The organism is Aeribacillus composti (assembly GCF_007827555.1).
GTDB lineage: Bacteria > Bacillota > Bacilli > Bacillales > Aeribacillaceae > Aeribacillus > Aeribacillus composti.
Map to the genome: position 1 here is coordinate 1 of NZ_VISS01000017.1, position 11,261 is coordinate 11,261.

Sequence of the window (11,261 nt, forward strand, 5' to 3'; positions counted from 1 at the left end):
GGCAGTGCCACCTTTCTTTAGGTTTTGTCTTTTTGGCACAAATTCACAAAAATTAATTAACAGAAAATTCTAACTATATTTATGCAATGCTAATGGTTTTCCATTATAATCTCCCCATTTATAATGGTTGTTTCTACATTATCCCTTGAAGCAGAATAAACGATCCGCGAAATCGGATCAGCCTCAAAGGAAGGGAAAGTATGAAAATGATGTAAATTTAGAATCACTAAATCTGCCTTTTTGCCGATTTCAATACTGCCAATCTCTTTTTCCAATCCGACCGCTTTTGCCCCGCCGATGGTCGCCATTTTAAATACCTCTTTTGCTTTCATTGCGGAAGGGCCGTGCTTCGGCTTTTGGATGAGGGCAGCAAGCTTCATTTCCTGAAACATATTTAAATTATTGTTGCAAGGCGCTCCGTCTGCGCCTAAGCTTAACGAAACTCCCATTTCCATCAGCCCGGGAATATCCGCAATTCCTGAAGCTAATTTTAAATTAGACCCGGGGCAATGGCTAACATTTACTCCTCTGTCTTTAATGATTTTCTTTTCTTTTTCATCCAGCCAGATGCAGTGCGCCAAAATCAATCGTTTATTGGCAAGTCCAAGATAGTCAAGATATTCGATATTTCGCATCCCTGTCTGCTGTTCAACCAGCATGATTTCTTCCTGATTTTCCGCTGCATGAGTATGAACTTTTACTTGATATATTTCAGAAAGCCGTTGAACTTCTTTCAACAGTTCTTCTGTACATGAAAGGACAAATCGGGGAGAAAAGGCATATTGAATTCTTCCGTTTGCAAACATATGCCATTTTTCAAGCAAATCAACGCTTTCTTGGAGAGAATCAGCTGTTTTTTCGCGAAGCTCCATTGGCACATCGTCGCCACGATCCATCATCACCTTGCCTGATAAAGCTCTGATTCCGCTTCCTGCAATCGCTTGAAACGCTGCTTCTGTATGGTGAACGGTTTCCATATCGACAATCGTTGTGGTCCCGCTTTCAATCAATTCTCCAATACCGAGCAATGCAGAGTAATAGATCGATTCCTCATCATGTGCTGCTTCCAATGGCCAAATTCGTTTTTTCAGCCAATCTAACAATTCTAAGTCATCCGCCCGTGAGCGGAAAAGTGTCTGACATAGGTGAACATGGGTTTGAATGAAGCCCGGAATGACGGTCCGATTTTCTGCATTGATGATTTGATCGGCGTCACATGCAAGATTTTTCCCTATGTTGCTTATGATGCCATTTTCGATGAAAATATCTCCCGTGAAAATTTCATCCGCATGATTCATCGTAATAATTTGTGCGTTTTTGATCAACAGGCTCTTCATATTCCTTTCTCCTTGCTATAAGTATTGAAATTCATTCTAAGAATGTATGCAGGTAAATTCAATAAAAGTGTAAGAATTTATGACAAAAATAAAAAAATGTGGAAAAAAACTTAACAAAGAAATAATCAAACATTTTGAAAAATTGTAAAATCATTTTTAAGAAAAGAGGTGGTTTTTTGAAAGACAAAAGCCTTTTGACAGAACAGAGGCAATCATTAAAAAAAGATATTGCGAGAATTTACAACGAAGTAAATAAAGAAATTTTTCAAACAGGTGTGATTCAACTGCGAGTTGAAGTAACGGATGAAAAAATTTTAATTTTCGGGTTGCATAAACGGGATCCTGCTTTGCAAATTCTTGAAAAAGTAGATGGAGCTTTGACAATGTGGGCAGATTCGTTATTAATTGATGAATTTAAAAAGCGATTTAAATATAAAATGGAAACAATTGTCGGACTAAACGTTTTTTCGGTTTTAAAAGATTATGATCCTTCCACTGGCTCAGCATGCATGACAATTATTCTTAAAAAAATGAGTTAGCTTGAAGGACGTTTTCCGTCCTTTAGGCTATCCATAGATTATTCGGTATTGTTTTGATCCTGTTTACGGGATGGAAACAAGCCGTAGGAAAGAAAAAACTTTTTCCTGCGGCTTTTCTTTTTTCACAAAAGTAATCATTTGTTCGGAGGGGAAACGGCATGGAATTTCGCTACCGGGGAGAAGCATTTGAACAGAAATTTTTTGCAAGACTAACGAGTAAGGAAATTGCTGAATTGCCAAAGCAAAATGCTTTAATCATTTTGCCGGTTGGCGCAGTTGAACAACATGGGCCTCATTTACCGGTATTTACTGATTCTTTAATAGCGGAGGGGATTTTGCATTCAGCTTGCAAACATTTAAAAGAAGAAGATAATATTTGGATTTTGCCTCCAATTGCGTACAGCAAAAGCATCGAACATCTCGGATATGCAGGAACCATCTCATTATCTGGGAGCACTTTAGAGGCAATGATCAAGGATATTGCCGCAAGTCTGAAAAAAAGCGGATTTAGAAAATTCGTCTTATTTAATTCACATGGAGGAAACCATGATTTACTCAATTCCGTTGCCCGCGATATCCGCATTGAAACAGGTTTGATGACTTTCCGGTTGAACAGCTATGACTTCAATGTCTCAGAGGATCTCATTGAGGAAAAAGAGGCTGCATACGGAATCCACGGGGGAGAAATCGAAACATCCTTCATTCTTTCCTTCAAAACCGATTGGGTGAAAAAAGAGCTTTGTCCCGATGAGTTCATCCAGTTTCCGGAAAGCGCAAAGCATCTTCAATTAAAAGGCAGCCATTATGTTGCTTGGAGGATGGAAGATATTTCGAAATCCGGGGTTTTAGGAAATGCAAAAAAAGCTTCAAAAGAAACGGGAGAAATCATCGCCAACCGTTTGGGTGAAAAGCTGGCGGTTGTTTTGCGGGAAATGGCGGAATTCGAAATGGATGATCTCATCAACATTTCTACCGAAAAGCAGTACAGTCCTTTGACATAGAAAGGATGATCAATTGTTTCAAACATAAAGAAAACTTTGGAGGTGTGGAAGCATGGCTTGGAAAAAAGAAATACAGCAGCTTTTAGGGAAGGAAAAAGTTCTGTTCGATGCAGCTTCAAGAGGAAAATTTTCTAAAGATTATTATTGGTATTCACCCATTCTCACACAAAAGCTAAAGGATAAACTGGCCGATTGCATCGCCTTTCCGGAGTCAGAAGAGGAATTAGTTTCGTTAATATCATTCGCCGTAAAAAGAAAAATTCCGATTACGGTCAGAGGTGCTGGAACAGGAAATTATGGTCAGGCCGTACCTCTTCAAGGCGGTATTGTGATCGACATGACGAGGTTTCATCAAGTACTTGAAATCGGCGAAAACGCTGTAACGGTACAAGCGGGAATAAGAATCGGCAAGCTTGAACGGATATTAGAGCGAAACGGAAAAGAGCTGCGAATTATGCCGAGCACATATATTCAAGCAACGATTGGCGGTTTTGTGGCGGGAGGATCGGGAGGAATCGGCTCCATTACATGGGGCAATTTGTGGGATGGCAATGTGCACAGCGCTTCGGTTTACACAATTGAGGAAAAGCCGAGAAAAATTGTTGTTTCAGGCGATAAACTCGAGCAATATATTCACAATTACGGAACTTTAGGTGTCATGACAGAGCTGCAATTGCCGATCGAGGAGAAAACAGATTGGATGCAAGCAATGGTTTTTCATGACCATTTAGATGAAGCGATAAATTTCGCCCATCAATTTTCGGGCATAGAAACTATGAAAAAAAGGCTCTTATCAGTATGTGAAGGAGCTTTGACAAAGCATTTCGCTCCTTTAAAACAATATATTTTGCCTGAAAAAACGTTAACGATGATTGAGGTCGATGAAAAAGCAAAAAGTGAATTTGTCGAACTCGTTGCCGAACATAAAGGAATATTGGCACATACCATTCCTGCCAAGCAGTATCGAAAAGGGGTCCGCCTTTCGGATTTTACTTGGAACCACTCCACGCTGTGGGCCTGCAAAAATGAAGACAATATTACTTACTTGCAAGTTGAGTTTGATATTCAACACCTTTATCATCAAGTCCATTTGTTAAAAAAGGAATTTGGTGAAGAAGTCCTTCTTCATTTTGAATTTATAAAAAGAAACGGAGCAATTATTCCAACGGCCTTGCCGGTCGTTCGCTTTACAAGCGAGAAACGGCTGTATGAAATCATACAATTTTTCCTGAATATAGGAGCTAAAGTGCATGATCCGCATACTTATTTGTTGGGATTCGGCGGTTGGAGTTTACGAATGGATGAAATCATAAAAACCAAGCAAAAAAATGATCCGTTTCATTTGCTGAATCCAGGAAAAATAGCGGACGTCACCTCTTATGCACAAGTGTAACGATGGGAAAATGAATTGAAACGGCTGAAATATACCGAAAAAAGTTCTTATTATCGGCACTAGGTTCTTGGCATGAAGCAGAAATGTAACTAGAAAAATATCAAAAATAGTAGGAGGATTCGTATGCAGGCAAAAGGGAAAGGATATACAAAAATCTTCATTTTATTTCTACTCGTTCTTTTAGCTGGATGCGGCAGCCAATCAGCTTCAACTAATAACGAAGAAGTCAAAGAGGACTCAGAAAAATTGGAAAAAGTGAAGCAAGTCACGAACTGGTTTGCGGAACCGGAACATGGAGGCAATTATGCAGCTTTGATGAAAGGCTTTTATAAAGAAGCAGGCATTGATATGACAATAGAGCCAGGCGGGCCGCAAGTTTCCCCCATTCAAATAGTGGCATCTGGGGAAGCCGATTTTGGAATCACTCAAGCTGACGATATTTTATTAGCTCGCGATAAAGGAATACCCATTGTGGCGATCGGAGCCATTTTTCAAGTGAATCCGCAGGCGTTGTTGTACCATGCTGATCAAAATATTATAGATTTTTCCGATTTGAATGGGCGAACGGTGTACACGGCACCTGGAACGGGGTACTGGGCATATATAAAAAAGGCTTATCAGCTCGACAATGCGAAAGAAATGGCATATAGCGGACAGCTGACTCCATTTATAGAGAATAAAGAGTCAGTTACCCAATGCTACATTACGGCGGAGCCTTTCGCTTTAAAGCAGCAAGGAATCGAAACGAAATATTTACTGATTCACGATTCCGGCTACCAGCCTTATGGCAATGTAATATTTACAACCGAAAAAATGGTCAAAGAAAAACCTGAACTCGTCAAACGGTTTATGGAAGCGACAACGAAAGGGTGGGAGTATTATAAAGATCATTCGGATGAAGTAAATCCATTTATTCATGAATATAATCCTGATTTATCAATGGAGGCGCTCGAATATGGGGCTGAACAGCAGCTGAACTTAATTTTCGGGCACGATGCGAAAGACCACGGCTTCGGCTATATGTCTCAAGAACGGTGGAACACCTTGCAAAATCAACTCTATGAACTAGGTTTAATTAAAAAGAAAGAAGATATCGCCAATGCCTACACAAACGAGTTTTTGGCGAAAAATTAAAAATGCGCCTCGGAGCAAGTTGGACAAAAAGGGGAGAAAGCTATGAGTCAACTGCATTTGCTGAATGTTTGTCTGCCGCTTGAAGATCCTGGTTCTCTCTTTGAAATCATCATTAACGATGATCGATATGAAAAAATCACAAAGCAGCCTTCTTATCTTCAGCGCGAAGACTTTAAAACTTTAGAGGCCCTTAACTCATCTTCCGATTCATTCATTGATTGTCAAGGATATGTGTTGCTGCCCGGCTTTGTTGATGCTCATATGCATTTAGATAAAGCCTATTCTCTCAGTAAAGTTCCGAACGCAAGCGGGACGCTTCAAGAAGCAGTAATAAATTACCGGAAGCAATCTCCCCATTTCACGGTGGAAGAAATTGAGTATCGGGCGATGAAAACTGCACTGAATGCACTAAGCCATGGTACAACAGCCATTCGCACACATGTCAATTTTGAATTGCCTTTAGGGGAAGACGTCGTGTTCCGGGCGTTGACAGCTGTTTTAAACGTAAAAGAAAAATTAAAACAATACATTACGATTCAAGTCATTCCAATGTTTTTACTGCCTGACGACGATTCGAAACGAGAGCTGGAATGGATTGAACAAGCGATCAAAATGGGGGCTGATGGAATTGGCGGAGCTCCTCATTTAGCTGAAAACCATGAGAAGCAAATTGACGGTTTGTTTTCGTTGGCGGAAAAGTACGACAAACCGATTGATTTGCATGTAGATGAAAGTGATGATCCGAACGTATGCACACTGGATTATATTATCCAAAAAACAATGGAGCGGCAATTTCACAATCGAGTTGTAGCCGGCCACCTTTGCTCTTTGGCGCCAATGGAACAAGAAAAAGCTCTTTCTTTAATTGAACGGATGGCGGCGGCACAAATTGGAGCGGTGACGCTGCCGGGTGCCAATATGTACTTGCAAGGTCGATTTGATCAAGGGATTGTCCGCCGCGGCGTCACAAGAATTCATGAAATTTTGCAAAGCGGGGCGACGCTTGCGGCTGCTTCCGATAATGTTCATGATCCATTTCATCCATTCGGGAAGGCGGATTTGCTGCAAATCGGTTTGCTAACTGCATATGTTGCCCATTTAGGAAGCGGTGAAGGCCTAAAACAAATTATTCGGATGATTACCGAATATCCGGCCAAATTATTAAATTTAAATAATTACGGTGTAAGATGCGGAGCGAAGGCAAGCTTCGTTCTATTAAAAGCTAGATCAGTAGAAGACATCTTTACGAATCTGCCTGTTGAAAGATATGTGTTCCGAAACGGAAAACTGCTCTATCAATCTAAAAAAGCTGAACATTGGAACGATCGCCAGTTGTTGATGTATCAGCACGAGACGGAAAGCCAATATGCAAAATTTGAAAGGAATTTACAATATGTATGACCTTGTATTAGAAAATATCAGACTGCCCAATCAAGAAAGGCATCATTTTATCGGGATTCAAAACGGGATCATTGCTGAAATTTCCCCTTATCCCCTGCAAGGAAAAGCAGTGATAGACGGCTGTGGAGATTTAGCCATGCCGCCATTTGTCGAACCACATATTCATCTTGATACGGCATTTACTGCCGGAGAGCCGAGCTGGAATCAAAGCGGCTCGATATTAGAAGGAATTTTATTATGGAACGAACGGAAGCAAACTTTGACGATGGAAGATGTCTACGAGCGAGCCAGGAAGGCGCTGAATCAGTTAATGAAATTCGGTGTTTTATATGTAAGAGCGATCGCAGATATTTCCGATGAACGTCTCGTTGCTTTAAAAACATTGCTGAAGCTGAAATCAGACTTGCAGGATATCATCTATTTGCAAATCATTGCTTTTCCTCAAAATGGTTTATTCTCATGTCCAGAAAATCAGAAACGGATGTTTGAAGCAATCAAGCTGGGCGCTGACGGGGTCAGTGCTGTTCCTCACTTGGAGCGAACGAGAGAGGAAGGGATCGAATCCATTCGATTCTGCTTTTCTTTGGCTGAAAAATACGGCCTATTTCTTCATTTCTTTTGTGACGAAATCGATGATCCGCAATCGAGGTTTATTGAAACAGTTGCATCATTGGCGATTTCATCAGGACTGGAGGACAAAGTGACTGCAAGTCATGCGTGTGCAATGGCCTATTATCCGGATAATTATGCTGCCAAATTATTAGATTTGATTGCGAGTTCCAAAATTCATATTGTAGCTTGTCCTCTGATCAACACGGCAATGCAAGGAAGATATGATTCCTATCCTAAAGGGCGAGGGATTACGAGAATAAAAGAGATGCTGCAAAAAAATATCAATGTTTGCATCGCCCATGACGATATCATGACCCCGTTTTATCCGTTAGGTAACGGGAATATATTGCAGGCTGCACATATGGCTGCTCATGCAGGTCATTTAACGGGAATGAAGGAATTGGAGGAATTGATTAGCATGATATCGATAAACGGAGCCAAAGCTCTGCAAATCAACGATTACGGAATAAAGGTAGGAAATGAAGCAAATATCATTACGTTCCCGGTTGATCATGCTATAGATTTGATTCGCCTTCAGCCCCATTGCCGCTATGTGATAAAGAAGGGCAGAGTTTTGCTTCACACCAATCCGATGGAAACCGTTTTTTATATGTAATTTAAAAGGCTTTGATTCTGTCCCAATACTGATATAGAAATATTCAAATCGGTTTTTATTTGTAATTTTAAAAGGTTAGGAGCAGAAAGCTTTATGGCAAATATTTTAGTTGTTTTTTATAGTGCTTTCGGACATATAAGACAAATGGCGCAATCAGTTTGCGAAGGAGCAAAGGCGATTGAGAAAACAGATGTACGATGTGTAAAAATTCCCGAATTTACTGATCGTTTAATTCCGGCTATTAGAGAAAATCCGTTGATGATTGATAAAAAAGGAATTTCCGCAACATTTCAAATTGGAAAAAGAAAAGAAAATTATGAGCGTGAAAGCGAAAAGCAGAAAATATTTAAAACAGCGGAAATAGAAGATTTCCACTGGGCAGATGGAGTGATATGGGGATTTCCGACGTATTTTGGATCGATGCCGTCCCAAGTTAAATATTTTTTAGAAACTATCGGCGACCTTTGTGTGGAAGGCGTACTGGAGGGAAAGCCCGCGGGCATCTTTACAAGCGCTGGTTCCATTCATTCCGGGCATGAAGCGGCCATCTTAACATCCATCGTACCGCTTCTCCATTTCGGAATGATCATTATCGGATTACCTTATACTCAAAATCCGGAATATTTAACGGACGCCCCCATTGGCGGAACTCCGTATGGACCAACAGTTTTAGCCGGCCCTGATGGTTCGCGAAAGCCGTCTGATGAAGAATTAAAAATGGCCGGTCGCCTGGGGAGAAACGTGGCGTATATTGCCAACGCATTGTGTATGCAAAGAGAAAGAAACAGTTGATGATTGCGTTTGAACAAAACAATCATTCTCATTACTTTTCTTTCATAAGAGGGGAATTGTTATGGACTATATCCATGAAATTTTAAAGATTGCAACAACTGAGCCAAAAAAAGCTGTGCTTGCCACTATTATTGATGTGGAAGGCTCCGCTTACCGAAAAGAAGGAGCAGCAATGCTGATTCAGGAGGATGGGGAAACAATCGGCGTAATAAGCGGCGGTTGCCTTGAAAATGACCTGCAAGAAAGGGCGAAGCTTTTGCTTGAGGGCGAGTCGCAATGTATCGTATATGACTTGAAAAGCGAAGATGACTTGTCGTGGGGAAAAGGCGCCGGCTGCAACGGCGTCATACGCATCCTGTTGGAGTGCATCGATGACCGTTTGCGAAAGCATTTATCCCGGCTGCATGATTTGCTTCAAAACGGCAAGGACGTTTTCATCCTAAAACAACTCGGCAAAAATTTTTCCGTAAGCAATTATTTATTTTTTACAGAAGACACGGAAACGTTCGGGGAATGGGCTGGTGCGGTACCGAAACAAATCGATGCCATAGCTGCGCAAGAGAAAAGCGGATTAGTTTGGGTCAATGAACTGTCCTCATATGTATATGTTCAGCGATTTGAGCCTAAACCGAGATTGATTATTTTCGGTGCCGGTTCGGATGCTGTACCACTGTCGCATTTCGCTTCGCGGACCGGTTTTTCGGTTATCGTTAGTGATTGGAGAGAAGCGTTGTGCAATAGATGGCGTTTTCCTGATGCCGATCAGCTTATCATCGCTTTCCCGCGGGAAGCGGCAACGAAAATATCTTTTTCCCCCCGCGATTTTGTTGTGCTGCTGACACACCAATTTCAACAGGATCAAGAGCTTTTAAAGCTGTTGTTGCAGCAAAACCTGCGATATATCGGGGTCATCGGTTCAAAAGAACGGACAAAACGCTTGCTGGGAGATCAGGAAATTCCCCGAAACGTTCATTCACCTGTCGGCTTGTCTATTGGGGCAGAAGGTCCTGAAGAAATCGCGATCAGCATTTTAGCAGAATTAATTCAATTGAAAAAGCTTCGATCTCCTCAGAAGGTGCGTGCATAATGAAGCCGCAATCATATTTCACAAAAAGCCAGGCGCTAATCGGAATGCCAAAGCTCACTTGACCAATAGACGAACCGATGGTTATGTACCGACGCTGTATCTAAACTTGTCAAGCCCCTTTTTAGAGTTCTTTTAAAGTCGGCTTGGAAAAGTCGATAGCAGAGCAAGCGGTGCAATTGCACCAAACAGCCGTTTATTCAACTGGAAATCATCAACGATCTCATTTTTCAATACGAAACTTGATACGCAGCAATAAGTTGTTTGATGAGGATGCTGCCAAGCTGGATCGCTTGCCGAGTCCGCCGATTTTGTTATCCCTATTTAAGGAAGCGGACAGGCGATAATGGTGCACAATCGGTCAAATGCGGACGTCCACAAGGCATTTCCGTTTCCTATCGCAATATGGTTGCAAAAGCACGTTATTTTACTATCAAAGGAAGGGGGATGAAGTTGAAAACATTGTCCTCAAAAATATGGATGCCAACAGATTTAAGAGAAGCATGGCGATTGCGGCAGCTATTGCAATTAGAATCACACTTTATAGCCGGCGGAACATTATGGCAAACAAAATGGGAAAAAGGAGCACCGCAGCCATCTCATTTAATCAGCCTTGAGAACATAAAAATTTTAGAAGCGATATATGAAAAAGAAGATGGCGGCCAAAACTTTCTTCACTTGGGGGCGCTTATCCGATTGGCTGACTGCCTCCGCTATCCCATTATAAAAGCGAAATGGCCTTTATTGACCAAAGCTGTCAAGACCATTGCTGCACCAGCCGTGCGCAATCTTGGAACGATTGGCGGAAACGTCGCCTCAACAATTGGTGATGCCATCCCCGCCCTGTTAGTGATGGAAGCGAAAATCGGTTGTTTTGATGGGGACGACATAAAAAAAATCGATTTAGACCATTGGTTGAATGAAGAATTCAAGGATGATCTTATAACGGAAATAGTGGTGCCGGAAATTTCAGCTCCGCCATCATATGTCCATTTTTATCAAAAAATTGGGAGGAGAGAGGCGTTTTCAGGCTCTGTCGTCACCATTGCAGGGATAATCGGCCAAAATGACAACGGAACAATTGACTTTGCGCGGTTGGCAGCAGGCGGAGGCGAGAATCGTCCAAGGCGATTAAGAATAACGGAGCAATTGCTGGACGGACGCAAGGTTGAGTCCGCTTTGCTAAAAAAGGTGCATGAGGCGGTCTTTTCTGAATTTCAACCTGCCGGCGATGCATTTTTTTCAGCGGATTACCGCAGGCGGGTCGCCGCCAACATAGTCATAGCAGAATTAAAAAAATTAGAGGAGAAAGATTAATATATTCAGATACGAGCTTTTTCAATTTGGATTAT

The 11,261-nt window shown here is 41.5% G+C and carries 10 protein-coding genes; 9 read left to right on the plus strand and 1 reads right to left on the minus strand.

The annotated features are described in order from the left end of the window. Nucleotides 1–89: 89 nt before the first annotated feature. Nucleotides 90–1,337, minus strand: coding sequence for a 5'-deoxyadenosine deaminase (locus FB379_RS09990; protein WP_144597855.1), 1,248 nt, complete (start codon nucleotides 1,335–1,337; stop codon nucleotides 90–92). A gap of 176 nt (nucleotides 1,338–1,513) precedes the next feature. Between FB379_RS09990 and FB379_RS09995 the strand changes: the two genes are divergently transcribed. The 9 genes from FB379_RS09995 to FB379_RS10035 all read left to right on the plus strand — a co-directional run bounded on the left by FB379_RS09995 (nucleotide 1,514) and on the right by FB379_RS10035 (nucleotide 11,226). Further along, complete coding sequence (locus tag FB379_RS09995; RefSeq protein WP_158640183.1) at nucleotides 1,514–1,876, plus strand: Na-translocating system protein MpsC family protein; 363 nt, start codon at nucleotides 1,514–1,516, stop codon at nucleotides 1,874–1,876. A gap of 158 nt (nucleotides 1,877–2,034) precedes the next feature. Next, complete coding sequence (locus FB379_RS10000) at nucleotides 2,035–2,877, plus strand: creatininase family protein (protein WP_144597859.1); 843 nt, start codon at nucleotides 2,035–2,037, stop codon at nucleotides 2,875–2,877. 52 nt (nucleotides 2,878–2,929) lie between these two features. After that, nucleotides 2,930–4,270 carry an FAD-binding oxidoreductase gene (locus FB379_RS10005; protein WP_144597860.1) on the plus strand — a complete coding sequence of 447 codons (1,341 nt, stop codon included), beginning with the start codon at nucleotides 2,930–2,932 and terminating at the stop codon, nucleotides 4,268–4,270. A 123-nt stretch (nucleotides 4,271–4,393) separates the two neighbouring features. Continuing rightward, a complete protein-coding gene (locus tag FB379_RS10010; protein ID WP_144597862.1) occupies nucleotides 4,394–5,404 on the plus strand; it encodes an ABC transporter substrate-binding protein in 1,011 nt (336 codons plus the stop codon). 42 nt (nucleotides 5,405–5,446) lie between these two features. Then, nucleotides 5,447–6,805, plus strand: coding sequence for an amidohydrolase family protein (locus FB379_RS10015; protein WP_144597864.1), 1,359 nt, complete (start codon nucleotides 5,447–5,449; stop codon nucleotides 6,803–6,805). Next, nucleotides 6,798–8,033, plus strand: coding sequence for an amidohydrolase family protein (locus FB379_RS10020; protein ID WP_144597956.1), 1,236 nt, complete (start codon nucleotides 6,798–6,800; stop codon nucleotides 8,031–8,033). The genes FB379_RS10015 and FB379_RS10020 overlap by 8 nt, the downstream gene beginning before the upstream one ends. Nucleotides 8,034–8,126: 93 nt before the next feature. After that, nucleotides 8,127–8,825 carry an NAD(P)H:quinone oxidoreductase gene (gene wrbA / locus FB379_RS10025; RefSeq protein WP_063386893.1) on the plus strand — a complete coding sequence of 233 codons (699 nt, stop codon included), beginning with the start codon at nucleotides 8,127–8,129 and terminating at the stop codon, nucleotides 8,823–8,825. Nucleotides 8,826–8,886: 61 nt separating this feature from the next. After that, complete coding sequence (locus FB379_RS10030; protein ID WP_144597866.1) at nucleotides 8,887–9,912, plus strand: XdhC family protein; 1,026 nt, start codon at nucleotides 8,887–8,889, stop codon at nucleotides 9,910–9,912. A 444-nt stretch (nucleotides 9,913–10,356) separates the two neighbouring features. Next, nucleotides 10,357–11,226, plus strand: coding sequence for an FAD binding domain-containing protein (locus FB379_RS10035; RefSeq protein ID WP_144597957.1), 870 nt, complete (start codon nucleotides 10,357–10,359; stop codon nucleotides 11,224–11,226). Nucleotides 11,227–11,261 lie beyond the last annotated feature (35 nt).

What these genes read in the sequence shown, in the direction of transcription:
- FB379_RS10035 (WP_144597957.1), top strand. Translation starts at nt 10,357, where the DNA reads ATGAAGTTGAAAACATTGTCCTCAAAAATATGGATGCCAACAGATTTA.
- FB379_RS10000 (WP_144597859.1), top strand. Translation starts at nt 2,035, where the DNA reads ATGGAATTTCGCTACCGGGGAGAAGCATTTGAACAGAAATTTTTTGCA.
- FB379_RS09990 (WP_144597855.1), bottom strand. Translation starts at nt 1,337, where the DNA reads ATGAAGAGCCTGTTGATCAAAAACGCACAAATTATTACGATGAATCAT.
- FB379_RS10010 (WP_144597862.1), top strand. Translation starts at nt 4,394, where the DNA reads ATGCAGGCAAAAGGGAAAGGATATACAAAAATCTTCATTTTATTTCTA.
- FB379_RS10005 (WP_144597860.1), top strand. Translation starts at nt 2,930, where the DNA reads ATGGCTTGGAAAAAAGAAATACAGCAGCTTTTAGGGAAGGAAAAAGTT.
- wrbA (WP_063386893.1), top strand. Translation starts at nt 8,127, where the DNA reads ATGGCAAATATTTTAGTTGTTTTTTATAGTGCTTTCGGACATATAAGA.
- FB379_RS10030 (WP_144597866.1), top strand. Translation starts at nt 8,887, where the DNA reads ATGGACTATATCCATGAAATTTTAAAGATTGCAACAACTGAGCCAAAA.
- FB379_RS10015 (WP_144597864.1), top strand. Translation starts at nt 5,447, where the DNA reads ATGAGTCAACTGCATTTGCTGAATGTTTGTCTGCCGCTTGAAGATCCT.
- FB379_RS10020 (WP_144597956.1), top strand. Translation starts at nt 6,798, where the DNA reads ATGTATGACCTTGTATTAGAAAATATCAGACTGCCCAATCAAGAAAGG.